This is a genomic window from Streptomyces mauvecolor (assembly GCF_039532965.1).
GTDB classification, from domain to species: Bacteria; Actinomycetota; Actinomycetes; order Streptomycetales; family Streptomycetaceae; genus Streptomyces; species Streptomyces violascens.
The window spans coordinates 240,435-263,900 of the sequence record NZ_BAAASQ010000009.1 but is presented as its reverse complement, the minus strand read 5'-3'; the positions used below and the strand labels follow the sequence as shown (position 1 = coordinate 263,900).

Annotated in this window: 25 protein-coding genes; 11 read left to right on the top strand and 14 right to left on the bottom strand. The window is 72.3% G+C overall.

Translation table 11 applies throughout. The features are described 5' to 3' along the window. Positions 1–10 precede the first annotated feature (10 nt). Genes ABD346_RS13670 through ABD346_RS13660 form a run of 3 tightly spaced genes read right to left on the bottom strand, consistent with a single transcriptional unit; the run spans position 11 to position 3,118 of the window. The gene (locus tag ABD346_RS13670) at positions 11–1,195 is read right to left on the bottom strand and encodes a cytochrome P450 family protein (RefSeq protein WP_344374817.1); all 1,185 of its coding nucleotides are present in this window, start codon (positions 1,193–1,195) and stop codon (positions 11–13) included. A gap of 25 nt (positions 1,196–1,220) precedes the next feature. Further along, entirely contained in the window at positions 1,221–1,898 is a 678-nt protein-coding gene (locus ABD346_RS13665) for a response regulator transcription factor (protein ID WP_344374816.1), read from the bottom strand. Continuing rightward, positions 1,895–3,118: a sensor histidine kinase gene (locus tag ABD346_RS13660; RefSeq protein ID WP_344374814.1), complete on the bottom strand. Its 1,224-nt coding sequence runs from the start codon at positions 3,116–3,118 to the stop codon at positions 1,895–1,897. Before ABD346_RS13660 ends, ABD346_RS13665 begins: the two co-directional genes overlap by 4 nt. A gap of 146 nt (positions 3,119–3,264) precedes the next feature. On the opposite strand from ABD346_RS13660, the gene ABD346_RS13655 reads away from it, so the two are divergent. Next, positions 3,265–3,471, top strand: coding sequence for a hypothetical protein (locus ABD346_RS13655; RefSeq protein ID WP_344374813.1), 207 nt, complete (start codon positions 3,265–3,267; stop codon positions 3,469–3,471). On the opposite strand, the gene ABD346_RS13650 is transcribed toward ABD346_RS13655, so the two are convergent. The 3 genes from ABD346_RS13650 to ABD346_RS13640 form a co-directional block, all read right to left on the bottom strand. Further along, complete coding sequence (locus ABD346_RS13650) at positions 3,472–4,425, bottom strand: DMT family transporter (protein ID WP_344375136.1); 954 nt, start codon at positions 4,423–4,425, stop codon at positions 3,472–3,474. Between the two features lie 113 nt (positions 4,426–4,538). After that, positions 4,539–5,168: a dihydrofolate reductase family protein gene (locus ABD346_RS13645; protein ID WP_344374811.1), complete on the bottom strand. Its 630-nt coding sequence runs from the start codon at positions 5,166–5,168 to the stop codon at positions 4,539–4,541. Between the two features lie 102 nt (positions 5,169–5,270). Further along, positions 5,271–6,098 carry an AIM24 family protein gene (locus ABD346_RS13640; RefSeq protein ID WP_344374810.1) on the bottom strand — a complete coding sequence of 276 codons (828 nt, stop codon included), beginning with the start codon at positions 6,096–6,098 and terminating at the stop codon, positions 5,271–5,273. Positions 6,099–6,279: 181 nt separating this feature from the next. Between ABD346_RS13640 and ABD346_RS13635 the strand changes: the two genes are divergently transcribed. Next, on the top strand, positions 6,280–7,020 hold the full coding sequence (locus ABD346_RS13635) for a 3-oxoacyl-ACP reductase family protein (protein ID WP_344374808.1): 741 nt from the start codon (positions 6,280–6,282) through the stop codon (positions 7,018–7,020). 104 nt (positions 7,021–7,124) lie between these two features. On the opposite strand, the gene alc is transcribed toward ABD346_RS13635, so the two are convergent. Further along, positions 7,125–8,240: an allantoicase gene (alc, locus tag ABD346_RS13630; RefSeq protein ID WP_344374807.1), complete on the bottom strand. Its 1,116-nt coding sequence runs from the start codon at positions 8,238–8,240 to the stop codon at positions 7,125–7,127. Between the two features lie 4 nt (positions 8,241–8,244). After that, positions 8,245–9,582, bottom strand: coding sequence for an allantoinase AllB (gene allB / locus ABD346_RS13625; protein WP_344374806.1), 1,338 nt, complete (start codon positions 9,580–9,582; stop codon positions 8,245–8,247). Between the two features lie 329 nt (positions 9,583–9,911). Here allB and ABD346_RS13620 point away from each other — a divergent pair, with 329 nt between their 5' ends. Beyond that, a complete protein-coding gene (locus tag ABD346_RS13620) occupies positions 9,912–10,715 on the top strand; it encodes an IclR family transcriptional regulator (RefSeq protein WP_344374804.1) in 804 nt (267 codons plus the stop codon). A gap of 50 nt (positions 10,716–10,765) precedes the next feature. Here ABD346_RS13620 and ABD346_RS13615 read toward each other — a convergent pair whose 3' ends face one another. The 3 genes from ABD346_RS13615 to ABD346_RS13605 all read right to left on the bottom strand — a co-directional run bounded on the left by ABD346_RS13615 (position 10,766) and on the right by ABD346_RS13605 (position 14,313). Next, the gene (locus tag ABD346_RS13615; protein ID WP_344374803.1) at positions 10,766–12,415 is read right to left on the bottom strand and encodes an alkaline phosphatase family protein; all 1,650 of its coding nucleotides are present in this window, start codon (positions 12,413–12,415) and stop codon (positions 10,766–10,768) included. Positions 12,416–12,577: 162 nt separating this feature from the next. Next, positions 12,578–13,273, bottom strand: coding sequence for an ABC transporter ATP-binding protein (locus tag ABD346_RS13610; protein ID WP_344374802.1), 696 nt, complete (start codon positions 13,271–13,273; stop codon positions 12,578–12,580). Then, on the bottom strand, positions 13,270–14,313 hold the full coding sequence (locus ABD346_RS13605) for an ABC transporter permease (RefSeq protein WP_344374801.1): 1,044 nt from the start codon (positions 14,311–14,313) through the stop codon (positions 13,270–13,272). The genes ABD346_RS13610 and ABD346_RS13605 overlap by 4 nt, the downstream gene beginning before the upstream one ends. A 133-nt stretch (positions 14,314–14,446) precedes the next feature. Here ABD346_RS13605 and ABD346_RS13600 point away from each other — a divergent pair, with 133 nt between their 5' ends. The 5 genes from ABD346_RS13600 (at position 14,447) to ABD346_RS13580 (ending at position 18,093) form a co-directional block, all read left to right on the top strand. Continuing rightward, a complete protein-coding gene (locus ABD346_RS13600) occupies positions 14,447–15,631 on the top strand; it encodes a sensor histidine kinase (RefSeq protein ID WP_344374799.1) in 1,185 nt (394 codons plus the stop codon). Continuing rightward, positions 15,628–16,269, top strand: a complete 642-nt coding sequence (locus ABD346_RS13595; protein ID WP_344374798.1) for a response regulator — start codon at positions 15,628–15,630, stop codon at positions 16,267–16,269. Before ABD346_RS13600 ends, ABD346_RS13595 begins: the two co-directional genes overlap by 4 nt. A gap of 109 nt (positions 16,270–16,378) precedes the next feature. After that, positions 16,379–16,705 (top strand): hypothetical protein, encoded by a 327-nt coding sequence (locus ABD346_RS13590; RefSeq protein WP_053725847.1) that lies wholly within the window; start codon positions 16,379–16,381, stop codon positions 16,703–16,705. A 9-nt stretch (positions 16,706–16,714) separates the two neighbouring features. After that, positions 16,715–17,524, top strand: a complete 810-nt coding sequence (locus ABD346_RS13585; protein ID WP_344374796.1) for a papain-like cysteine protease family protein — start codon at positions 16,715–16,717, stop codon at positions 17,522–17,524. A gap of 8 nt (positions 17,525–17,532) precedes the next feature. Further along, positions 17,533–18,093, top strand: coding sequence for a hypothetical protein (locus tag ABD346_RS13580; protein ID WP_344374795.1), 561 nt, complete (start codon positions 17,533–17,535; stop codon positions 18,091–18,093). Between the two features lie 64 nt (positions 18,094–18,157). Here the strand turns inward: ABD346_RS13580 and ABD346_RS13575 are convergent, their stop codons facing one another. Both ABD346_RS13575 and ABD346_RS13570 read right to left on the bottom strand, forming a co-directional pair. Further along, on the bottom strand, positions 18,158–18,649 hold the full coding sequence (locus tag ABD346_RS13575; RefSeq protein WP_344374793.1) for a universal stress protein: 492 nt from the start codon (positions 18,647–18,649) through the stop codon (positions 18,158–18,160). After that, positions 18,646–18,774 (bottom strand): hypothetical protein, encoded by a 129-nt coding sequence (locus tag ABD346_RS13570; protein WP_344374792.1) that lies wholly within the window; start codon positions 18,772–18,774, stop codon positions 18,646–18,648. Before ABD346_RS13570 ends, ABD346_RS13575 begins: the two co-directional genes overlap by 4 nt. Positions 18,775–18,874: 100 nt before the next feature. Between ABD346_RS13570 and yczR the strand changes: the two genes are divergently transcribed. Next, a complete protein-coding gene (yczR, locus tag ABD346_RS13565) occupies positions 18,875–20,362 on the top strand; it encodes a MocR-like transcription factor YczR (RefSeq protein WP_344374790.1) in 1,488 nt (495 codons plus the stop codon). 58 nt (positions 20,363–20,420) lie between these two features. Here the strand turns inward: yczR and ABD346_RS13560 are convergent, their stop codons facing one another. Next, positions 20,421–20,738 (bottom strand): DUF5955 family protein, encoded by a 318-nt coding sequence (locus tag ABD346_RS13560; protein WP_344374788.1) that lies wholly within the window; start codon positions 20,736–20,738, stop codon positions 20,421–20,423. Between the two features lie 153 nt (positions 20,739–20,891). Between ABD346_RS13560 and ABD346_RS13555 the strand changes: the two genes are divergently transcribed. Both ABD346_RS13555 and aceB read left to right on the top strand, forming a co-directional pair. Then, a complete protein-coding gene (locus ABD346_RS13555; protein WP_344374786.1) occupies positions 20,892–21,506 on the top strand; it encodes a nucleotidyltransferase family protein in 615 nt (204 codons plus the stop codon). Positions 21,507–21,771: 265 nt separating this feature from the next. Beyond that, complete coding sequence (gene aceB, locus ABD346_RS13550) at positions 21,772–23,391, top strand: malate synthase A (protein WP_344374785.1); 1,620 nt, start codon at positions 21,772–21,774, stop codon at positions 23,389–23,391. The last annotated feature ends 75 nt before the right edge of the window (positions 23,392–23,466 follow it).

The following is a 23,466-nucleotide window of genomic DNA, read 5'->3' as shown; positions in this document are numbered from 1 at the left end:
CGCGTGCGCGTCACCAGCGCACCGGCAGGTGGCGTACGCCCCGGATGAGCATGCCCGGCAGCCACTCGAACTCGCTTGTTTCTGCTGCCAGTTGGAGGTCCGGGGCGCGTTCCAGGAGGCTGCGGACCGCGATCCGGCCCTCCATGCGGGCGAGCGGGGCGCCCAGGCAGAAGTGGATGCCGTGGCCGAAGGCGAGGTGACTCTGCGGGGTGCGGCGGATGTCGAAGCGGTCCGGGTCGGCGTGGCGCAGCGGGTCGCGGCCGGCCGAGGCGAGGGCGATCAGGACGGGGGCGCCGGCCGGGATGAGGGTGTCGCCGACGAGCACGGGCTCCTTGGTGAAGCGATAGGTGGCCGTCTCGACCGGGCCGTCGTAGCGGAGCATCTCCTCGACGGCGCCGTCGATGAGACCGTCGAAGTCGGCGCGCAGTGCGGCCAGTTGGCCGGGGTGGGTCAGCAGCGCGCGTACGCCGTTGGAGATCAGGTTGACGGTCGTCTCGTGGCCCGCGACGAGCAGCAGGAAGGCCATGCCGATGAGTTCGTCGTGCGACAGCTGGTCACCGTCCTCGTCGCGGGCGCGGATCAGGGCGCTCAGAAGGTCGTCGGCGGGGCTCGCGGAGCGCTTGGCCTCGATCAGCCCGGCCAGGTACTCGCCGATCTTCCGGACCGATTCCCCTCCGTCGTCCTCGATCGGCGCGACGGCCTGGTTGGACAGCACGCGGAAGGCCTCGCGGTCCAGGTCGGGCACGCCGATGAGCTCGGAGATGACCGTCATCGGGAGGGGGAAGGCGAGCGAGTCGACGAGGTCGGCGGTGCGGCCGGGCGCGGCCAGCATCGTGTCGAGGAGCCGGTCGGTGACCTCCTGGACGCGCGGGCGGAGCGCCTCGATGCGGCGCGGGGTGAACTCCCTGGCCACCAGCTTGCGCAGCCGGGTGTGCTGCGGCGGGTCGGTCTCCAGCATGTTGGAGCTGACGGGGAGTTCGACGTAGCCCTCCTCGGCGAGCGGCCGCCAGTCCTTGGCGAACCGGGGGTCGGCGAGCGCGGCCTTCGCCTCCTCGTGGCCGACGATCAGCCAGGTCTCCCCGCCTGCCGGGGTGCGGACCATGTGGGCGGGTCCGTCGGCCCGCAGCTTGGCGTACACCGGGTAGGGGTCGGCGTTGAATTCCTCGGCGTGCTGACTCAGATCGACAACCGGCATGGTCCCGCCCTCCGTTCGGTTCCGGTCAGCCTACGGTGCCGTCCGGATCGTCGAGCAGCCCGGCGTCGTGCACCAACAGGGCGATCTGGACCCGGTTGTTGAGGCCGAGCCTGGCCAGGACGCGGGAGACGTGGGACTTCACGGTGGGCACGCTCAGATACAGGCGGGCGGAGATCTCGGCGTTGGAGAAGCCCCGGCCGACGGCGACGGCGACCTCGCGTTCGCGCTCCGCGAGTTGCGCGATGCGCGCTCGGGCGCGGGATGCCCGGTCGCCGGGTGCCGCGGTCGACACCTGGGTCATCAACTGCCGCATGACGGCCGGGGACAGGACCGGATCGCCGTTCGCGACCTGGCGTACGGCGGCGACGATCTCGGCGGGCGGGGTGTCCTTGAGGACGAATCCGGCGGCTCCGGCGCGCAGCGCCCGCAGCACCTGTTCGTCGGCGTGGAAGGTGGTCAGGACGATCACCTCGGGCGCGTCGGGACGGGCGCGCAGCGTCTCGGTGGCGGTGAGGCCGTCGACGTGGGGCATGCGGATGTCCATCAGGACGACGTCCGGGCGCAGTTCCCGGGCCAGCCGACCGACCCCGGAGCCGTCGGCCGCCTCGCCGACGATCTCGATGTCCTCGGCGCCGCCGAGCATGAAGGTGAGTCCGGCGCGGACCAGGGGGTCGTCGTCGACGATGAGCAGGCGGATGGTCATGAGGGCCACGGTAGCCAGGCCACCACCGAGAACCCGCCGTCGGGCCCGCGCCCGTGGTCGAGCCGGCCGCCGGCCAGGGTGGCGCGTTCGGTGAGCCCGATGAGCCCCTGCCCCGATCCGGGGACCTCGGGTACGGGTCCCGGGGGCGCGGGGTTGCGGACCTCGACGGTGAGTCCCTCGCCGGGGCGGCCGGTCACGGTGACGGTGACCTCGGCGCCGGGCGCGTGTTTGCGGGCGTTGGTGAGGGCCTCCTGGGCGATGCGGTACGCGTTGCGCCCGGTGGCGGCGGGAACGCCCCCGGCATCCGGGATGCGGCTGTCCAGGGCGACCTTCATCCCGGCCGCGCGCGATTCGGCGACGAGCGCGTCGAGGGTGGCGAGCGTGGGCTGGGGCCGGTCGTCGGCGCCCTCGCCGGGGCTGCGCAGGACCCCGATGATCTGCCGCAGGTCCTGGAGCGCCTCGTGTGCGCTGTCCCGGATGACACCGGCGGCCCGGGCGACCTGGGCGGGCGGCGCGTCGGGCCGGAATTCGAGGGCGCCCGCGTGCACGGAGAGCAGGGTGAGCCGGTGGGCGAGCACGTCGTGCATCTCGCGGGCGATGGCCTCGCGGGCGAGGCGCTGCGCGTTCTCGGCCCGCAGCGCCGCCTCGGCCTCGGCGCGGGCGGCCCGCTCGCGCAGCGCCAGGACGAGCTGGCGCCGGGAGCGTACGAGCATGCCCCATCCGGTGACCAGCAGGATCAGGACGGTGCCCACGACGGCGTTGGTGAGGAAGCTGGTGGTCGGGTCGGGGCGGACCACGGGCTGGAGCAGCGAGCTCGCCACGGCGAGGGTGCCCACCACCAGCACGGCGGGCTTGAACGGCCGGTGCACGGCAAGGCTGAACAGGGCGACCAGGAACCCGCCCGAGGCGACCGGCGCGACGACCGACACCACGGCGAGCACCGCCGCGAGCCCCACCGGCCGGCGCCGGCGCAGCCACACCGCGCAGCAGGCCGCGGCGCCCGCCAGCTGGTCGAGGAGCAGGACGGTGTCGGAGTGGCCGGGCGTCTTGTCGAGGGCGTCGGCCGTGAGCATGCCGATGAGGGCGGCGGCCAGGAAGGCGCAGATGTCGACGACCCAGTCGCGTACGGTGCGCCGCGGCCGGGCCCGGTCGCCGGGCAGTTCGGGGTCGGCCACCGCCGACGGCAGCAGCCAGTGGAACTCGGGTCCGGCTCGTGTCATGTCGACAAAGTTACGCAGCCCGGCGGGCCCGCGGCGTGATGCGGGCGCGGGACGCTACCAAAGTCGTACGGACACAGACTTTGGGCGCGGGGGCGGTGTCCCGATGGCCGACGCGGTGGCCCGGCCGACCGGCGCAGGCTCGGGCCATGAGGAAGTTTCTGGAGGTCGCCGGGTTCCTTCTGCTGCTCCAGGGTGTCGGAGGCCTGGTGCACGAGTGGACCGGATGGTTCAGCCTGTGGACACTGGTGCACCGTCCCGATGCGCTTGAGGGCCACGAGGTGTTCGCGAGCATCGTCCTTGCGGTCGCGGGCATGGCGGTGCTCATCGCGTCGGAGCGGGCCGCGAAGAAGTAGTCAGGCCGCGGCCCGGCGGCCCCAGCTGGTGCCCACGAGGACCAGGACTCCACCCAACAGGCCGAGTGCGCCCAGGCGTTCGCCGCCGAGCGCGATGCCGGCGGCCGCCGCCCACAGCGGTTCGGTGCCGAGCAGCAGGCTGACGCGGGACGGGGAGGTGCGGCGGACCGCCCACATCTGCACGAAGAACGCGAACAGCGTGCAGAACACGGACAGGAACAGCAGCCCGCTCCACTCGCGGACACCGAAGCCCGCGGCCACCGTCCAGGGTGCGTCCCCCGTGCCGGGCGCGGCGGCCAGGACCGCGAACACCGCGACGGCGCCGCCCAGTTGGACGGTGGTCAGCGACAGCGAGTCGGCGTCCTGGACCGCCTTGACGCGGGCCATGAACAGGACGTGCGCGGTACGGGCGAGCGCCGCGAGCAGCATCAGGAGGTCGCCCGCCGAGGGTGCGGTGAAGCCGCCGCCCTGGGTCAGCAGGACCACGCCCGCCACCGAGAGCGCGGCCGCCGCGAGGAAGGCGCGCGGCGGCCGGGTGGGGGTCCCCCCTGCCCGAGCGAAGCCGAGAGCTCGGTGGCGGGTGACGGCGGCCTCCGCGAGCGGAGTGAAGATCATGGTGAGGCTGATGATGAGCCCGGCGTTCGTGGCCGAGGTGTGCACGACGCCGTACGTCTCCAGGAGGAAGATCCCGCTGAGGACGAGGCCGAGCAGACCCGCGCCGCGCCACTGGGCGGCGGTCAGCGCACGCAGGCCGCGCCATCCGGCGGCCACCAGGACCGGCACGACGAGCCCGAAGCGCAGCACCAGGACGGCGGTCACGGTGTGAGCGGTGGTGATGTCCTTGGCGGCGAGGTAGCTGGCGCCCCAGACGACGGCCACGAGGAGGACCGGCAGGTCGGTGAGCCAGGCGCGGCGCGGGGCGAGGCCTGCGGAGGGAACGGCGATCGACGACACGGGACCGGTCTCCAGACGGTACGGGGGTGTGGAGACGTCGGCGGCTCGCACGGGGAACGATCACCGTACCCGTACATGATCGGCCCCGGAAGGGCGGTTCCGGACACCGGCCCTCACTCGTCGGTGAGGTCGAAACTCCCGTACTGGGGACGGCCGGTGGGGCGATAGCTGTTGACCATGACGCCGGTGGGGGTGGTGCGGGTGTCGGCCAGTTCGAAGGAGGTCGGCGGGACGCCGTCGGTGAACAGGCGGCGGCCGTGGCCGAGCACGACGGGGAAGGTCCACAGGCGGTACTCGTCGATGAGGCCGTGGCCCATCAGGAACAGCGCGAGGGTGCCGCTGCCGTGCACCTGGAGCTCGCCGCCCGCCCGGTCCTTGAGCGCCTGGACCTCGTCGACCACGTCGGCCTCCGCTCCCGCGATGACGGTGGTGTTGTGCCACTCGGGGTTCTTGAGGGTGTTGGAGACGACGTACTTGGGGCACGCGTTCAGCCGGGTCGCGACCGGGTTGTCCGGGTCGGTCACGCGCGGCCAGTACGAGGCGAAGATGTCGTAGGTGCGCCGGCCGAGGAGGAACGCGTCGACGTCGGCGAACCACTCGGCGACGTACCGGCCCGAGGTGTCGTCGGCGAACGGGACCAGCCAGCCGCCCTGGGTGAACCCGTTGCCGGTGTCTTCCTCGGGCGCGCCGGGGGCCTGGACGACGCCGTCGAGGGTGAGGAACGAGGTGAAGGTGAGCTTCATGGTCCGAGCCTTCCCGAGGGGTGCTCCGGCGCGGTCGTGCCGCGCCGGTCGCATCAGGTGAGACCCCGCGCTCGCCCGGAACTCATCGCCCGGCGCCGCGCCTCATCCGGCGTGGGTGGAGAAGAGCCCGCCCGTGGGGCCCTGCTTGTCGCCGCCCTGGGCCTTCTTCAGGGCGTTGGCCAGACCTTCGATGGTGAGGGACTGGAGGATGACGCGGCCGTTGCCCTCCAGGGTGGCGAGCGAGAGGCCCTCGCCGCCGAAGACGGCGTTCATCAGGCCCTGGCGGTTGAGGCCGCCGATGCGCTGCACCCCGTACTCGATGCCCTCCTCGAAGGCGACGATGCAGCCGGTGTCGACCTCGATGCGGCCGCCGAAGTCCGCCGGGTTGAGGTCGATGAAGTTGCCCGCGCCACAGATGATCACAGTGCCGGTGCCGGTGAACTTCTCCAGGATGAAGCCCTCGCCGCCGCTCATTCCGGTGCGGCCGCCCTGGAAGGCGATGCCGAAGTCGACGGTGGACTCGGCGGCCACGAAGGCGTCCTTCTCGGCGAACCAGGCGCGGTTTCCGGTGAGTTCGAGGGCGCGCATCTCGCCGGGCAGCACGCCCGCGAAGCCGACCGTGCCCTCGCCGCCGGTGGAGGTGAAGTACTGGAAGGCGAGCGATTCGCCGGCGAGTGCGCGCTGGCCGACCTGCATCGCGGTGCCCATGGCCTGGCGCAGCATGCCGCCCATGCCCCCGCCCAGGCCTCCGCCGCCCTGGCCTGCCTGGTCGCGGCCGCCCCGGTCGGGGCCGGAAAGACGGGTCTCCATCGACACATTGGCGGTCTTGAAGAGGAACTTCCCGGCCTCGCAGTAGACGGTCTGGCCGGGGGTGAGGTTCACGACGGCCATCTGCATGGCGTTGCCGACGATCTCTTGCTGAAGGGTCACGGCCGGTCTCCTGAGGCGTGCGGGGGTGGTGGTGCCGGTGGTCAAGGTACGACACGGAGGGACAGATTCCGATCCCGGGGACTCGGTGTCCGAAGCCCGCCAGCGTGGGGGCCTCGCGACGGCTTTGCTTGAACCCGCAACCAAACACGGTTCAGGAAAATCCGACGAAAAGGACCTCATCATGAACGCGCTCAATGGCAAGAAGGCCCTGGTCACGGGTGGCAGCCGGGGCATCGGGGCCGCCACCGCGCTGCGGCTCGCCGAGCAGGGTGCCGATGTCGCCGTCACCTACGTCCAGGGCGAGGAGGCGGCCCGCGAGGTCGTCGCGAAGATCGAGGCGATGGGCCGGCGCGGGCTCGCCCTGCGCGCGGATCTCGGCGCGTCGGCGGATGCGGCCGACGCCGTCGAGCGGACGGCCGAGGCCTTCGGCGGCCTCGACATCCTCGTCAACAACGCGGGCGTGGGCGTTCTCGCCCCGCTCGACCGGCTCAGCCCGGCCGATGTCGACCGGGTGCTCGCGGTGAACGTACGCGGTGTCTTCCTCGCCTCCCAGGCCGCGGCTGCCCGCCTGCCGCGCGGCGGCCGCATCATCACGATCGGCTCCTGCATGGCCCAGCGCGTGCCGGGTCCGGGCGGCACGCTCTACGCGCTGAGCAAGTCGGCCCTCATCGGCCTCACCAAGGCGCTGGCGCGGGAGCTCGGGGGCCGCGGGATCAACGCGACGGTCATCCACCCGGGTCCCATCGACACCGACATGAACCCGGCGGACGGGCCGACGGCCGCCGACCAGGCGGCGATGACCTCGCTCGGTCGGTACGGGACGGCCGACGAGGTCGCCTCGATGGTGACGTACCTCGCGGGTGACGGCGCGGCGTATGTGACGGGCGCGGAGCTGTCGGTGGACGGCGGCTACGCGGCCTAGCGCGCACGCACAAGAACGCGAGGCACCCCGGTGCTGTCGGGCCGGGGTGCCTCGCGGCTGCGGGCGGGTGTCGTGCCGCCCTGTTCTTGGGGGAACGGGCCGGGTCAGCCGCCCAGTTCCTGGTGGCGGGCGGTGAGCCGCGCCGAGCCCTCGGCGGTCAGGGAGCCGAAGAGGCGCAGGCGCGAGATGCCGCCGTCGGGGAAGATGTCGATCCGCACATGGGTTCCCACGGCGGGGGCGTCCAGGACGAAACGGTGGTTGGTGTCGGGCTGCAGGCGCGTGCGGGGCAGCACCTCGGCCCACTCGCCCGACTCGCCGTCGCGGACCGAGAGCGCCGCCCAGCCCGCCGAGTTGCCCTTCAGGTACGCCGTGTCGATCTCGATCGCGCGGATCTCGGACTGGGCCGCCAGCTGGTAGCGGATCCAGTCGTTGCCCTTGTCACGGCGGCGCCGGGTCTCCCAGCCGTCGTCCATCTTGCGGGAGCGGCCCGGCTGGATGGTGTTGGTGGCGGGCGAGTAGAAGCGGTCGGAGGCGTCCTCGACCTGGCCGCCGTTCTCCAGGGCCGCGAGGTCGAAGGTGCCGAGCGTGGCCAGCCAGCGCGGGTCGGGGGCGACCTCGCCGTGGACGCGCAGGCGGGCCACGCCGCCGTCGGGGTGCTGGTTGAGGCGCAGGTGGGTGAAGCGCTGCTCGACGTCCACCGCGAAGCCGTTGGCCGCGTGGCCGCCAACCGCCGTACGGGGTACGAGAGTTACCCACTTCACGTCGGGGGCGAGCAGCTCCTCGGGCGAGGGGGAGCCCGCCACCGAGGTGGCCTCGACCGAGACGGCCTGCGGGTAGTTGCCGCGGAAGTGGGCGGTGTCGACGACGATGCCGCGGATCACGCCGGGCGCGCCGAGGCGGATGAGCGCCCAGTCGTGGTCGTCGTCGGTGGGGTGCGGCTGCGCGGCCGAGACGCCGCGGCGGCGCCGGGTCTCCCAGCCGTCCATGATCTTGCCCTTGTGCCCGAAGTGCTCGGGGTCGAACTCGGCGGCCTCGGGCTTGAGCAGGTTCTCGCGCTCGGCGAAGAACTCGTCGTTGGCGGCGATCACGCCCGCGCCGAGGCGCCGGTCGGCGAGGTCGGCGTACTGGGTGAAGCCGAAGTCCGCGGTGCGGTAGTCGGCGTACGGGTCGCCGCCGCCGAAGGGGCTGGCGTCACCGGTGAAGGAGGGAAGGGTGCTCACGGTGTCAGTTGTTCCTTTCGAGCAGGCGGCCGGTGGGCTCGGCGATGACGCCGTCGTGCTGGATGCGCTCGCCGCGCAGCCAGGTCGACTTGACGACACCGTGCAGCGTCTTGCCGGCGTAGGCGGTGACGCGGTTGCGGTGCTGGAGTTCGGCCGGGTCCACGGTGAAGGTCTCGTCGGGGGCGAGCACCGCGAAGTCGGCGTCGCGGCCGGCCTCGATGGCGCCCTTCTGGGTCAGCCCCACCAGGTTCGCGGTCGCGGTCGACATCCAGCGGACGACGTCCTCCAGGGTGTAGCCGCGCTTGCGGGCCTCGGTCCAGACCGCGGGGAGGCTGAGCTGGAGACCGGAGATGCCGCCCCAGGCGGTGGCGAAGTCGGCGGTCTTGAGGTCGGCGGTGGAGGGCGAGTGGTCGGTGACGATGCAGTCGATGGTGCCGTCGGCCAGCGCGTCCCACAGCAGGTCGCGGTTGGCGTCCTCGCGGATCGGCGGGCAGCACTTGAACTCGCTCGCCCCGTCCGGGACTTCCTCGGCGGTGAGCGTGAGGTAGTGCGGGCAGGTCTCGACGGTGAGCCTGACGCCCTCGCGCTTGGCGGCGGCGATCAGGGGCAGCGCGTCCGAGGAGGACAGGTGCAGGACGTGGACGCGGGCGCCGACGCGCCTGGCCGCGTTGATCAGGCCCTCGATCGCGGTGTTCTCCGAGACGCGCGGCCGGGTCGCCAGGTAGTCGGCGTACTTGGGCCCTGTCAGGTGCGGGGCGGCATCCAGCTCGTGCGGGTCCTCGGCGTGGATGATCATCAGGCCGTCGAACCCGGCGATCTCGGCGAGCGAGCGCTCCAGCTGCTTCTGGTCGAGCTCGGGGAACTCCTCGACACCGGAGGGCGAGAGGAACGCCTTGAAGCCGAAGACGCCGGCCTCGTGCAGGGGCCCCAGGTCCCTGACGTTGTCGGGCAGCGCGCCGCCCCAGAAGCCGGTGTCGATGTGCGCCTTGCTCGCGGCGACCTCCTGCTTGACCCGCAGGTTCTCGACCGTGGTGGTCGGCGGCAGCGAGTTGAGCGGCATGTCGACGAGGGTGGTGATGCCTCCGGCGGCGGCCGCGCGGGTGGCCGTCCAGAAACCCTCCCACTCGGTGCGGCCGGGGTCGTTCACATGCACATGGGTGTCGACGATGCCGGGCAGCAGCACGTCGTCACCGAAGTCCTCCAGGCGCGCGCCGGCCGGGACCTCGGCCTCGTACGGCAGTACGTCCGCGATCTTCCCGTCGGCGACGGCGACGGTCGCCGGGCGCGTCCCCTCGGGGGTGATGACGCGCGTCGAGCGCAGTACCAGGTTGACGTCGGACACCCGAGCCCTCACTTCCCAGCGGAAACTTCCGTACTCCGGAACTTTTCCGTACACCGGAATTCAACGATCTGTTGAAGGAGTTTGCGCCGCCGTCGACGAAGCCGTCAAGAGTGGCCGACGAGTGACGGCCGACACGGACGCGGGTCTTGGAGGTTTCCACAGAATGGAATTAGAATTTCACCCAGCAAAATGTAGGTATCGCCACGGGGTGCCGCGAACGAACGGACAAACCCGCTCTGACCGGCCAGGACACCTGACCTGTCCAGGGTAGGCCGGACAACCGCCCGATAGTCTGCTCCTTCGCCTGCCAGTACCGAAAGGAACGCGCCGTGCCGACGTCAAGCGCCAGCACCACCGACGCCTCCAAGCCCTCCGCCGCCAGCGGAGGAGTCCAGTCTCTTGAGCGCGCCTTCGATCTCCTCGAGCGGATGGCCGACGCCGGGGGCGAGGTCGGCCTCAGCGAGCTCTCCGCGAGCAGCGGCCTTCCCCTGCCGACCATCCACCGTCTGATGCGCACGCTGGTGGCCTGCGGCTACGTACGCCAGCAGGCCAACCGTCGGTACGCGCTCGGCCCCCGCCTGATCCGCCTCGGCGAGTCGGCCTCCCGTCTGCTCGGCACCTGGGCGCGGCCGTATCTGACGCGCCTGGTCGAGGAGACCGGCGAGACCGCGAACATGGCGCTGCTCGACGGCGACGAGATCGTGTACGTGGCGCAGGTGCCCTCCAAGCACTCGATGCGGATGTTCACCGAGGTCGGCCGCCGCGTGCTGCCGCACTCCACGGGCGTGGGCAAGGCGCTGCTCGCGCACACCCCGCCGGAGGAGGTCCGCGCGCTGCTCGCCCGTACCGGCATGCCGGCCGCGACGGAGAAGACGATCACCACGGCGGACGGTTTCCTCGACGCCCTGGAGCAGGTGCGGCGCGCCGGGTACGCGGTGGACGACAACGAGCAGGAAATAGGGGTGCGCTGCCTCGCGGTGTCGGTGCCCAACTCCCCCACCGCGGCGGCCATTTCGATCTCGGGCCCGGCCGGCCGGGTCACCGAGGCGGCCACGGACCGGATCGTCCCGATCCTCCAGGGCATCGCCCAGGAGCTCTCGACGGCGCTGGCGAACACGGGCGCGCAGGCCTGAGCCGCCCCGGTGGGCCCCCTGTCGACTGCGGCAGGGGGCCCACCGGCGTTTCAGCGCACGGGCAGCACGCGGGTGTGCTCGCGCCGTACGGCCTCCAGGTCCCGCGGATCCAGGCCGAGCAGGGCCAGGATGGTGGGCGCGATCTGCGTCGTGTGGACGCGGCCGGTCTCGCGCACCCCGGCCGGGGTGCCCGCGCCGGAGACGACCAGCGGGACGTCGAGGTCGTCGGCGTTCGCGCCGCCGTGCTCGGCGATCTTCTTGGTGCCGCCGGTGTAGACGACGCCGTTCTGTGCGACGCCGAAGACGTCCGGGACTCGGGCGTCGCCGGTCGGCACACCGAAGTAACGGGCCGCCTCCTTGCCCGCGTACGCCTTGGCCAGACCACTGGCGGTGAAGGCCTTCGGCTTGGCGTCGATGTCGGTGCCGGTGCCGTCCTTGGCCAGCAGGTAGGCCTTGGCGAAGTCGGCGGCGGCCTGCGTGCGGTCGTTCAGCCACAGCATCACGCCGTCGTCGTCCGCGGAGTGCGCGACGAGGTCGCCGGCGCCCGGGTGAGCCTTCTTCCACGCCGCGTCGAGTCCGGCGAGCAGCGGCGCGTCGTCGATACGGGTCAGCGCGGCCGGGTCGGTCGGCGACTGGCCGTGCTTGGCGGACAGGACGATCGTCGTGCTCGTGTCGAGGTGGCGGGCCTTGAGCTCGGCGACCAGCGAGCCGAGCTCGGAGTCGACGAAGTCGATGCTCTTCTCGACCAGCGGCCCGGGCACGCCCTTGGCCGCGTACCCGCCCTTGAGACCGTCGGATGCGGGCAGCTTCTGCGCGGTCGACACGGACTGGAAGTTCAGGCCGAAGACCGCCGGGGTGCCGGTGCGGTGGCTGCGGCTGTGGTCGTAGCCGTCGATCTCGTTGCGGACGGCCTGGACCTTGTAATGGTCGTACTGCTGGGTGGCCTTGTTGTCCTTGGTCCAGTCGGTGCCCTTGGGGTAGCCGATGGCGTCGGAGTTGATCTCGGGCGTGAACAGGTCCTGGATGCCGTTCCCCGAGGGCCCTTCGAGGATGTCGTACGCGGCGTGCTTGTCCGACCAGGCGGTGCGCAGCCCGGCCCGGCGGGCCACGTCGAAGACGGTGTTGACGCGCAGGTAGGAGTGCGGGGCGAGTGGCTTGCAGGTCTTCGGGTCGACGGGCAGCGCGGCGGGGTTGAGCAGGGTGGCGGGCCGGCCCGTCATGTTCAGGATGCTGCCGGGCAGTCCGGTCAGGCCCTGGCCGGCGTCGAGGGCCGACTTGTCCTTGTCGAGGTCCTCGGTGAGGTCGACCTCGGCGCCCGGCTCGGTGTTCTTGCAGTCGGTGGTGCCGGCCGGGAGCAGGGTGCGGTCGTAGGAGTCGTCGTAGTAGACCCCGGTGGTGCCGGGGCCGCCGCCGGTGACCTGTGCGGTCATGCCGGGGAACGAGTCGGAGGGCGTGGTGGTGCTCGCGTGCGTGTACTGCACGCCGCCGTGCGCGAGCCGGGCGAGCGCGGACTGCGGGTGCTCGGCGGTGTACCGGTCGAGGTCGGCCTGGTGCAGTCCGTCCACGGAGATGAGCAGGACGTGCTGGGCGGCGGCTCGGTGCGGGCGGGCCGGGGTGGCGTCGGCGTGCAGCGCGGCCGTTCCGGCGAGCGCGCCGGCCGCGCCGAACGTGGCGGCCAGCCGGAGGAGCGGGCGGTTCACAGGTGTCCCCTGACGTTGGTGGAACCGGGGTTTGGGGGGTGCGCGCTCATGAGTAGTGGCGCCCTGTGTACCGCCGTGGCCGCGGAGGTGAACCTCCGGCGCACGGGCGGTATGGAGCAGCCCATGCGCAGGCCAATGTTGTGCCGCCCCGGATCCCGGGCGTCAGCCCGCTGCCGCGCGCGCCGCGCTCAGGCGACCGTCGGCCATGGTCACGACGGCGTCCATGCGTTCCAGGTGGGCGCGGTCGTGGGTGACCAGGACGGTGGCCGTGCCGCGGTCGCGGGTGAGGGTGAGCAGGAGGTCGAGTATCGCGGCGCCCCGCTCGTGGTCGAGGGCGCTGGTGGGCTCGTCGACCAGGAGCACGGCGGGGTCGTTCATGAGGGCGCGGGCGATGTTGACGCGCTGGCGCTGGCCGCCGGAGAGCTGGTGCGGGCGGCGGTGGGCCTGGTCGGCGAGGCCGACGGCGGCCAGGAGTTCCAGGGCGCGCCCGCGCACCTCGCGCGGCCCGCGGCCCGCGAGGTGGGCCATCACCTGGAGCTGCTCGGCGGCCGTGAGCGAGGGCAGCAGATTGGGCTGCTGGAAGACGATGCCGATGCGGTCGCGGCGCAGCGCCGCCTTCTCGGCGGGGCCGAGCGTGCCGGTGTCGGTCCCGGCCACGACGACGCGGCCGCTGTCCGGGGTGACCAGGGTCGCGGCGACCGCGAGCAGGCTGGACTTGCCGGATCCGGAGGGGCCGACGCAGGCCGTCACGGTGCCCGCGTCGACCGCGAGCGAGACCGCGTCGAGCGCGGTGAGGCGGCCTTCGCCGTCCGGGTAGGTCAGTGTGATGTCGTCGAGGAGCAGGGTCGAGGCAGTCATCGGGCACTCCCGAGCGCGGTCAGCGGGTCGACGGCGGTGATGCGCCGGATGGACAGGGCGGCGCCGATCACGCCGAGGACGATCAGGACGGCGGCGGGCCCGAGCGTCGTGGTGAGGTCGAGCACGAAGGGCACGGCGCCGCCGACGAGCCCTCCGGCGAGCGAGGCGAGCCCGGTGCCGACGAGCGTGCCGACCGTCAGCATCACGACCGCCTGGCCGAGCGCGTCCTTGAGGAGGTAGGGCGTCGAGGCCCCGAGCGCCTTCAGTACGGCGATGTCGCCGCTGCGCTGGATCGTCCACACGGTGAAGAACGCGCCGACGACCAGCGCCGAGATGACGAAGAGGAAGCCGCGCATCAGCTGGAGCGAGCCGTTCTCGGCCTTGTACGAGGGCAGCGCCGCGAGCGCGTCGGAGAGCGTCAGGCTCAAGGTGCCGAGTTCCTTGTCGGTGGCCGCGAGGTCCGCGCCGCCGTCGAGGGTGAGCGCCACGACCGTGGCGGGCGCGTCGTCGGCGAGCGCCGTCCAGGCGACGGGGGTGTGGCTGTAGGAGTCCTCGCCCGCCACCGCCGAGACGGTCAGCCGCTTCCCGCCGAGGGTCACCGTGTCGCCCGCCTTCGCGGCCAGGTCCTTGGCTGCGCCGCGGGAGAGGACGACGGATCCGGCGCGCACCGCGGCCGGGGCGAGGTCCGAGCCGGGCGGCACCGCGAACGAGGACACCGCGGCCGTGCGCTCGCCCGCCTTGGCGTTCAGCGTGGAGACACCGATGGGCTGGGCCTCCTTCACGCCCGGAGCCTGGCGCCACTTGTGCCAACTGCCGCTCTGCACGACGGAGTTGGTGAACGACACCGACTGCCCGGTGGGTGGCGCGGCGAAGGCGAGCCGGTCGGCGGGCAGGGCGCTGACGGCCGAGGTGTTGTCCCGGGCAAGGCCCGCGGTGAGCCCGGAAAGCAGCCCCACCAGCAGGGTGATCAGCACCACGACCGTACCCATCAGCGCGAACCGGCCCTTGGCGAACCGGAGGTCTCTCCATGCGACGAACATGGGGCCAAGCCTTCCGTCCCGAGCCGCCCGGAACATCGCGCCCGGGCATGTGTCGCCGCATCGAAGGATGCATCCGCACATCAAACTTTCGGTTGACCGGGGCCGCCCGCCTCACCCGTACGCTGGAAGGCCTATGGATTCCGCACGCCCCCACACCCCCGTCGCCGCCCTGCTGCGCCTGTGTCTGCACGCGCTGCTCGGCGGGCTGCTCGCGCTCGCCGCGGTACGGGCCGTCAGCGACGGCGCGCCGCACGCGGGGGCCGTCGTGGCGGCGGTCGTCCTGATGGCCGCGGTGTACGCGGCGGGCGTGGCGCTGCCCGCGGTGCGGCCCGGGACGTCGGCGGCCGCGGTGTGGCTCGGGGCGCTCGGCGCGTCCTGGCTGGCGCTGCTCGCCCTCTCCCCCGAGGCGCTGTGGGCCGCCTTCCCGCTCTACTTCCTGCTGCTCCACCTGCTGTCGCTGCGGTGGGCGCTGCCCGCCGTGCTCGCGACGGCGGGCGCGGCCATCGCGAGTTTCCTGCTGCACGGGCAGCAGGTCACGCCGGGCGCCTTCATAGGGCCGCTCCTTGGAGCGGCGGTCGCCGTCGCCACCGTGCTCGGGTACGACGCGCTGTACCGCGAGAGCGAGCGGCGCCGCGAGCTGATCGACGAGCTGGTGGCGACGCGGGCCGAGCTCGCCGCGGCCGAGCGCACGGCCGGCACCCTTGCCGAGCGGGAGCGCCTGGCCCGCGAGATCCACGACACGCTGGCCCAGGGCCTCTCCTCGATCCAGCTGCTGCTTCGCGCGGCCGAGCGCGCGCTGCCCGCGGGAGATCCGGCCCGCGAACATGTCGAGCAGGCCCGGCGGGCGGCCCAGGACAACCTGGCCGAGGCGCGCCGGTTCGTGAAGGCACTGACCCCGCCGGACCTGGAACACGGCTCGCTGTCCGGCGCCCTGGAGCGGCTGTGCGCGGCGGCGCCGGGCCCGGCCGTGCAGTTCGGCGTGAGCGGCACCCCGGTCGAGCTGCCGACGCCGTACGAGGTGGCGCTGCTGCGCATCGCGCAGTCGGCGCTCGCCAACACCGTGCAGCACTCCGGTGCGGGGCGCGCCGAGATCACGCTCAGCTTCATGGACACCTCGGTGGCCCTGGACGTCGTCGACGACGGGCGCGGGTTCGACCCGGCGAGGCGGCGGCCGAAGGAGGAGACCAGCGGCTTCGGCCTTCCGGCCATGCGCTCGCGCGCCCAGTCGCTCGGCGGCACGCTGAGTGTGGAGTCGGCGCCGGGCCAGGGCACGGCCGTCGCGATCACACTGCCGCTGCCCGTGGCGGGTGCCCGGTGAACGCCGCTCCCATCCGGCTGCTGCTTGCCGACGACCACCCCATCGTGCGGGCCGGGCTGCGCGCGGTCCTCGACACCGAGCCGGACTTCTCGGTGGCCGGGGAGGCCGCCACCGCCGAGCGCGCCGTGGAGCTCGCGTCCTGCGGTGCGTACGACGTCGTTCTCATGGACCTCCAGTTCGGGGCCGGGATGCACGGCGCCGAGGCGACCGCGAAGATCACGGCGCGGCCGGGCGCCCCGCGCGTCCTGGTGCTCACGACGTACGACACCGACGCGGACATCCTCGCCGCGGTGGAGGCGGGCGCGGCGGGCTATCTGCTCAAGGACGCCCCGCCCGAGGAGCTCGCTGCGGCGGTGCGCACCGCGGCCGCGGGCCAGTCGGCGCTCGCCCCGGCCGTGGCGCACCGACTGATGGACCGGATGCGTACGCCCGCCGAGGCGCTGACCCGGCGCGAGCTGGAGGTGCTGCAACTCGTCGGCGACGGGCTCTCCAACCAGCAGATCAGCAAGCAGTTGTTCCTCAGCCAGGCCACCGTCAAGTCCCATCTCGTCCATATCTACGCCAAGTTGGGAGTGGACTCGCGCACAGCGGCGGTCGCCGCCGCGAGTGCGCGCCGTCTGATCCGCCAGCCGGGCTGAATGCTCCCGTCCCTCGCGGTCACCGGCCGCAAGGCAGGGTCCGGGCGCCCCGGGTTCCGGCATGCTGCTGACTTGTCCCCGGCATGACACGGACAGCAGGGAGGCCCTCATGCCCCAGACCTGCCGCCAGTACTGGTGGAACCTGCAAGGGCGGTGCAGGCTCAACTTCAACTGGGCCGCCATCAACCACGACTCGACGGTCGTGGTGACCGCGTCCGAGTACAACGTGGACGGCAACGACCCCCGGCACAGCCCGCGCTTCGTCGGCGCCGCGACCATCACCGTCGAGAACATCAGCCCCCACGCGCCGCCCTACGACCCCAACCACGGCGTCAGCTTCGTCGTGAACGTCGACTGGGGCGCGCCCCTGCACGTCGTCACCGACATCACGGTCCTGGACGGTCCGCCGGTCGACATCGAGTACCAGAACGGCTGAGGGGGTCCGATGCCACGCACCGTGCGCCAGTACTGGCACGGCCTCAAGGGCCGTACCGTGCTGAACTTCAACTGGAACGAGATCGACCACGACTCGACGGTCTGGGTCACCGCGTCCGAGTACTCGGTGGACCCGAACGACGTCAAGCACAGCCCCCGGTTCACGGGTGACGCGGGCGTCCGGGTCGGCAACATCAGCCCGCACTCGCCTCCGTACGACCCCAACCACGGCGTGACGTTCGTGGTGACCGTCGACTGGGGCGCGCCCCTGAACATCGTCACCGACATCACGGTCCTGGACGCCAAACCGGACTACCGGCTCTGGGACTACCAGCGCCTCGCGTTCAACATGCAGAAGCAGACCCAGTCCAACTGGTGCTGGGCGGCGGTCGCGACGAGCATCGCGCTCTACTACAACGCGAACAGCACGTGGACGCAGTGCCAGGTCGCCAACTCCCAGACGGGTCAGACCAATTGCTGCACACCGGCGGGTGCGTCCGGCACCGCGTGCAACAGCCAGCAGCCGCTGGACAACCCGCTGAGCATCGTCGGCCACCTGGACCGGATGGTCACCAACCGGGTCGAGTTCGCCGAGGTGGAGAGCGAGATCAAGGCGGGGCGGCCGCTGTGCGTCCGGATCGCCTGGAAGGCGGGCGGCGGGCACTTCTGCACCGCGATGGGCGTGGACGCCCCGGCGGACCAGGCGATCGTGGCCGTGGACGACCCGATCTACGGCAAGTCCGACCAGGTGTACAACACCCTCGCCACCAGCTACCAGGGCAGCGGGACCTGGACGCACAGCTACTACACGAGGGGCTAGGACCGGCCATGACACTGCAGTCACCACAGCCCCCCGAGCAGTCGCGCGAGGCGGCCGAGGCCGGTCTCCGGCTCCTGGCCGGGCTCGGCCGGGTCCGCACCGAGACCCTGCTGCCGGCCGCCCCGGACGAGCTGCGCCTCGCGGACCCGGTGCTGATGTACACCGTCGGCCCCGCGGGCCCGCTGGCCGATGCGGAGCCGGTCGCCTGGCGCTATCTGGTCCGGCACGGCAGCGATGCGGTGGCGCTCGCCGAGACCGTACGGGACGCGTCGGGCGAGCACGTCTTCAGCCAGCTGGGCTACGGCCCGTTCGTGGCCGGCACGGCGGCCGCGCTCGCCGCCGCGAGCGGTCACCCCGGCGACGCCGAGGTGCGGCTGCTGCACATTCCGGCCGTGCACCTGATCGCGGTCTGGCTGCACACGGAGGCGGCCGACGCCCTGATCCCGGCGGCCCCCGCGCCCCCGGGCACCGAGGCAGGACGCACCTATCCGGCGGACGAACTGCTCGGCCTGGTCGCGCAGTCGGCGCCGCCCGCCCTGGCTCCGGACGACGACCGGGGCGGCGGCTGACCAAGGGCGGGGACGGTCCGGTGGGGGCCGGGCCGTCCCCCGTACGGCCCGGCCCCTGCTCTGTTCACCCGTGCAGGGCGAAGTCCTCGGCCCGGGCGTGCCTCAGGGCCCGCACCGTGTGCCTGGACAGGCGCGGCGCCGGTGCGGTGAGGACGGCGCTGCGCGCGTGCTGCTGTACGTAACGGCGTACCGGAGCGCGCCGCACGCCGGGCCGCGCGCCGATGACCAGCAGGTCACCGGGCCGCTCCGCGAGCGCGCACAGCATCCGCCCCGCCTTGCCGCGTACGACGAGTTTCCGCACGGCCACGTCCTCGGGCAGTGCGCCGAGCGCCTCCTCGACGGCCCGGTCGAGCGTCTCGCGCGCCAGGCTTTCGTGGTACGCCGCCCACGCGCTGTCCGGGTTGCGTGCGTAGAGGATCTCGCCCTCCGGCGGCTCCCACGTGGTCACCGCGACCAGGGCGCGGCCGCTGTTGCGGGCCTCGTCGACCGCGGCCCGCAGTGCCGCGAGGCTGCCCAGCGAGCCGCTGACGCCCACGACCACCCGCCCCCCGGTCACTTCGCGCGCCCCTTGCGCAGCCGCAGCCCGCGGAACCAGACGAGCGAGATCCCTCGGGGGCCTTCCTCGCGACGCCGCTGCATCTCCCGCTCGAACCGGTCCGTGACCGCCACATCGCGTTCCATGACAACTCACCCTTCTCGGCCTTCCAGGCCAATGCGCTGACAGGGCTGGAGTCTGTACCCTGATTGGCCTGGAAGGCAGGGCCAATTCATGGAGGTTGGTATGGCAGGCATGCGCGTGGTCCGCTCCGTGGACACCGTCAGCAGTACCGCGCGTACGCTCGGCAGCCGTCAGCTCGCCACCCAGGTCACCGCCATCACGGGCCCGCACCCCGGCTACCGCGCCCTCGCCCAGGGCGTGCGCACCCTGCTGCTCGACGGCCGCATCCCGCTGCACACGCGGCTGCCCGCCGAGCGCGAGCTGGCCACCGCCCTGGAGGTCAGCCGGGCCACCGTCACGGCGGCGTACGACCTGCTGCGCGAGGGCGGGTACGCGCTGAGCCGGCGCGGCTCGGGCACCTGGACCGAGCTGCCCGAGGGCACGACCCCGGCCAGCCTGGCCCGCTACCAGGCGCCGGACGGCGTCATCGACCTGGCGATGGCCTCGCCGTGCGCCCCGGCCGCCGAGCTGGCCGCCGCCTTCGAACTGGCCGGGCCCGAATTGGCCTGCCACGCCGCCACCAACGGCTACCACCCGCTCGGCCTGCCCGAGCTGCGGGCCGCCGTCGCCGAGCGCTACACCCGGCGCGGGCTGCCCACCCTGCCCGAGCAGATCCTGATCACCACCGGGGCCCAGTCCGCGGTCTCCCTGGTGGTGAACCTCCTCGGCCGCCCCGGCGACCGCGCCCTGGTCGAGAGCCCCTCCTACCCCAACGCCCTGGACGCGGTGCGCCACACCGGGCTGCGGATCACTCCCGTACCGGTGACCGAGGACGGCTGGGACATCGAGCTCCTCGAATGCACCCTGCGCCAGACCGCGCCCCGGCTCGCCTACCTCATCCCGGACTTCCAGAATCCGACCGGCGCGCTGATGAGCGCCGAGCAGCGGACCCGGCTCCTTCGCGCGGCCAGGGCCACGGGCACCTGGCTGCTCATCGACGAGACCATGGCCGAGATGTCCCTGGAGGGACCGGCCCCGGCGCCGTTCGTGTCACTGGCCCACCAGGGCGAGTCCGAGCAGATCGTCACGGTCGGCTCGCTCAGCAAGACCCACTGGGGCGGGCTGCGCATCGGCTGGGTGCGGGCGGGCTCCCGGCTCGTCAACGAGCTGGCCGCGCTGCGCATCCATGTGGACCTGGCGCCCTCGCTGGTGGACCAGGTGCTCGCCAAGACGCTGCTGCCCGGCATGGACGACGTCCTGGCCAAACGGCTGCCCGAGCTGCGCGGGCGGCGCGACGCGCTGGCCGATTCGCTGAGCCGTCATCTCCCGGAGTGGCGCTGGCAGGTGCCGGTCGGCGGGCTCAGCCTCTGGGTCGACCTCGGCCGCCCGATCGCGGGAGCGCTGGCCCAGGCGGCCCTGGAGCACGGCGTGAACATCCAGCCGGGTTCACGCTTCGCCGCCGACCCCGGCACGCACGAACACCGGCTGCGCATTCCCTTCGTGCACGAACCGGAGCGGACGGACGAGGCGGTCCGCCGCCTTGCCGCGACCCTGGACGCGGGCCTGCCCGCCGTCACGGGCGAGCAGAACCGGCCGCACTGGGTGGCGTGAACCCGGCCTGAATTTGGGGGAGTTCAGGCCGAGCCGCCACAGGAAGACCTCCAGGTGATCAGTACCGCCCCGGCGGCTCACCGAATAACTCGACCGCTTTCCGTACGTCGGTGACCGCGCCCGCCAGCGCGCTGACCGAGCCGATCGAGCCCGCGATCAGCAGCAGCGAGCGGCGCAGCCGCGGCACCTCCGGAACGCCACTGATGGCCATCGCGTCAAGCGCCGCCAGCTCGTCCTCGGCCACGGCCCGGTCGGGAAACTCCGCCGGATGACCGGCCAGCTCCCGGCGCAGCCGGGACACGGCCGCCCGCAACTCGCTCACTCTGGGGTCCTCACCACTGCCGGCCACGGCCCTCTGCTCCACGCTTCGCAACAAAAGTCCTCCCCCACGCACGTCCTTGTGCAGGTGTCAAAAACCCGTGCAGCGAAGGTCAACTGCCGGGATTCGCGGGCCAGTTAACGCCATCCGGTGTGTCGTGCGCCACTGCGCGGACGGAATTCGACAGAAGCATTAGGTATATGTGGGGGCATGACGCAACCACCGACAAATGCGGCAGAGGCCACGGGACTGCTGCTCGCGGCGGGCGGCGGGCGGCGGCTCGGCGGCCGCCCCAAGGCCCTGCTCCCGCACCGCGACCGCCCGCTCGTCGAGAACGCGGTCCGGGTCCTGCGCGAGGGAGGCTGCCGCACGGTGTACGTGGTGCTCGGCGCCGCGGCCGAGGAGGTACGGGCCCGCGCGGACCTGGCGGGCTGTGTGCTCATCGACAACCCGGACTGGGCGGAGGGGATGGGCTCCTCGCTCCGGGCGGGCCTCGAGGCCCTGACCGCATCGGACGAGGCGTCGGGGGCCGCCCTCGTCTCGCTGGTCGACCAGCCCGGCATCGGCCCCGAAGCGGTGGCCCGGGTGCTCTCCGCCCACCGTTCGGGCGATTCCCTGGCGGCGGCTTCGTACGACGGAAAGCGGGGCCATCCGGTCCTTTTCGGCGCGGACCGCTGGGCGGACATCGCGGCGAGCGCCACGGGCGACCGGGGGGCACGCGCCTATCTGAAGGCCCACGAGGCGGAGATCACGCTCGTCGAGTGCGGGGACATCGCGGAGCCGTACGACATCGACACGGAGGCGGACCTCGGCCGCCTCCAGTAGACCTGGAGTACACGGAGCACCCGGGAAACAGCCGGGACAGCATGGAGTGAACGGGGTGGCACCCAGCGCCATGGTCTGTCGACCCGGAGAATCTCGACATCAACAAACCATTGAACTTCCACTATGAGGAAACTAGTATCCACTGTTCAGAAGCGCCCGTCAGATCAACCGGCGCCCGCAGTCGTACCTCGGAGCCCTGGCACTGAGTGCCATTCATGGCGACCCGGCGGCCGTCAGGGCACCGCCCGCGAAGGAGTGACAGCTCATGTCCGCACCAGCGCCGTCCCCGCTGGCCATCGTCGATGCCGAGCCCCTGCCCCGGCAGGAGGAGGTACTCACCGACGCGGCCCTCGCCTTCGTGGCCGAGCTGCACCGGAACTTCACGGCCCGCCGTGACGAGCTCCTCACCCGCCGCCAGGACCGCCGCGCCGAGATCGCCCGCACCTCCACGCTGGACTTCCGCCCCGAGACCGCCGAGATCCGCGCGGCCGACTGGAAGGTCGCGCCGGCCCCGGCCGCGCTGAACGACCGCCGTGTGGAGATCACCGGTCCGACCGACCGCAAGATGACCATCAACGCCCTGAACTCGGGCGCGAAGGTCTGGCTCGCCGACTTCGAGGACGCCTCGGCCCCCACCTGGGAGAACGTCGTCCTTGGCCAGCTCAACCTGATCGACGCCTACGAGCGTCGCATCGACTTCACCGACGCCAGGTCGGGCAAGTCCTACGCCCTGAAGGACGCCGACCAGCTCGCGACCGTGGTCATGCGCCCGCGCGGCTGGCACCTGGAGGAGCGCCACCTCCAGTTCGACGGCCGCCCGGTGCCCGGCGCGCTCGTCGACTTCGGCCTGTACTTCTTCCACAACGCGCAGCGCCTGATCGACCTCGGCAAGGGCCCGTACTTCTACCTCCCGAAGACGGAGTCGTACCTGGAGGCCCGCCTCTGGAACGACATCTTCGTCTTCGCGCAGGACTACGTGGGCATCCCGCAGGGCACCGTCCGCGCCACCGTCCTGATCGAGACGATCACGGCCGCGTACGAGATGGAAGAGATCCTCTTCGAGCTCAAGGACCACGCGGCCGGCCTGAACGCGGGCCGCTGGGACTACCTCTTCTCCATCGTGAAGAACTTCCGGGACGGCGGCGCGAAGTTCGTCCTGCCGGACCGCAACGCGGTGACGATGACGGCCCCCTTCATGCGGGCGTACACCGAACTCCTGGTGCGCACCTGCCACAAGCGCGGGGCCCACGCGATCGGCGGCATGGCCGCGTTCATCCCCTCGCGCCGGGACGCCGAGGTGAACAAGGTCGCCTTCGAGAAGGTCAAGGCCGACAAGGACCGCGAGGCCGGCGACGGCTTCGACGGCTCGTGGGTGGCCCACCCCGACCTGGTCCCGATCGCGATGGCCTCCTTCGACGCGGTGCTCGGCGACAAGCCGAACCAGAAGGACCGCCTGCGCGAGGACGTGTCCGTCGCCGCCGGCGACCTGATCGCCATCGACTCCCTCGACGCCAAGCCCACCTACGCGGGCCTGGTCTCCGCCGTCCAGGTAGGCACCCGCTACATCGAGGCGTGGCTGCGCGGCCTCGGCGCGGTCGCCATCTTCAACCTGATGGAGGACGCGGCCACCGCCGAGATCTCGCGCTCGCAGATCTGGCAGTGGATCAACGCGGAGGTCGTCTTCGAGAACGGCGAGAAGGCCACGGCCGAGCTCGCCCGCAAGGTCGCGGCCGAGGAGCTCGCGGCGATCCGCGCCGAGATCGGCGAGGAGGCCTTCGCGGCCGGCAAGTGGCAGCAGGCCCACGACCTCCTCCTGAAGGTCTCCCTGGACGCCGACTACGCCGACTTCCTGACCCTCCCGGCCTACGACCAACTGGTCGGCTGACCCCAGCAGTTGCCCCCCCCTGACTCCGCCCCCGGTACCGCACAGCACCGGGGGCGGAGCCATTGCCCCGTGAAC

What these genes read in the sequence shown, in the direction of transcription:
- ABD346_RS13670 (WP_344374817.1), bottom strand. Translation starts at nt 1,195, where the DNA reads ATGCCGGTTGTCGATCTGAGTCAGCACGCCGAGGAATTCAACGCCGAC.
- ABD346_RS13665 (WP_344374816.1), bottom strand. Translation starts at nt 1,898, where the DNA reads ATGACCATCCGCCTGCTCATCGTCGACGACGACCCCCTGGTCCGCGCC.
- ABD346_RS13660 (WP_344374814.1), bottom strand. Translation starts at nt 3,118, where the DNA reads ATGACACGAGCCGGACCCGAGTTCCACTGGCTGCTGCCGTCGGCGGTG.
- ABD346_RS13655 (WP_344374813.1), top strand. Translation starts at nt 3,265, where the DNA reads ATGAGGAAGTTTCTGGAGGTCGCCGGGTTCCTTCTGCTGCTCCAGGGT.
- ABD346_RS13645 (WP_344374811.1), bottom strand. Translation starts at nt 5,168, where the DNA reads ATGAAGCTCACCTTCACCTCGTTCCTCACCCTCGACGGCGTCGTCCAG.
- ABD346_RS13635 (WP_344374808.1), top strand. Translation starts at nt 6,280, where the DNA reads ATGAACGCGCTCAATGGCAAGAAGGCCCTGGTCACGGGTGGCAGCCGG.
- ABD346_RS13610 (WP_344374802.1), bottom strand. Translation starts at nt 13,273, where the DNA reads ATGACTGCCTCGACCCTGCTCCTCGACGACATCACACTGACCTACCCG.
- ABD346_RS13605 (WP_344374801.1), bottom strand. Translation starts at nt 14,313, where the DNA reads ATGTTCGTCGCATGGAGAGACCTCCGGTTCGCCAAGGGCCGGTTCGCG.
- ABD346_RS13600 (WP_344374799.1), top strand. Translation starts at nt 14,447, where the DNA reads ATGGATTCCGCACGCCCCCACACCCCCGTCGCCGCCCTGCTGCGCCTG.
- ABD346_RS13590 (WP_053725847.1), top strand. Translation starts at nt 16,379, where the DNA reads ATGCCCCAGACCTGCCGCCAGTACTGGTGGAACCTGCAAGGGCGGTGC.
- ABD346_RS13585 (WP_344374796.1), top strand. Translation starts at nt 16,715, where the DNA reads ATGCCACGCACCGTGCGCCAGTACTGGCACGGCCTCAAGGGCCGTACC.
- ABD346_RS13580 (WP_344374795.1), top strand. Translation starts at nt 17,533, where the DNA reads ATGACACTGCAGTCACCACAGCCCCCCGAGCAGTCGCGCGAGGCGGCC.
- ABD346_RS13570 (WP_344374792.1), bottom strand. Translation starts at nt 18,774, where the DNA reads ATGGAACGCGATGTGGCGGTCACGGACCGGTTCGAGCGGGAGATGCAG.
- yczR (WP_344374790.1), top strand. Translation starts at nt 18,875, where the DNA reads ATGGCAGGCATGCGCGTGGTCCGCTCCGTGGACACCGTCAGCAGTACC.
- ABD346_RS13555 (WP_344374786.1), top strand. Translation starts at nt 20,892, where the DNA reads ATGACGCAACCACCGACAAATGCGGCAGAGGCCACGGGACTGCTGCTC.
- aceB (WP_344374785.1), top strand. Translation starts at nt 21,772, where the DNA reads ATGTCCGCACCAGCGCCGTCCCCGCTGGCCATCGTCGATGCCGAGCCC.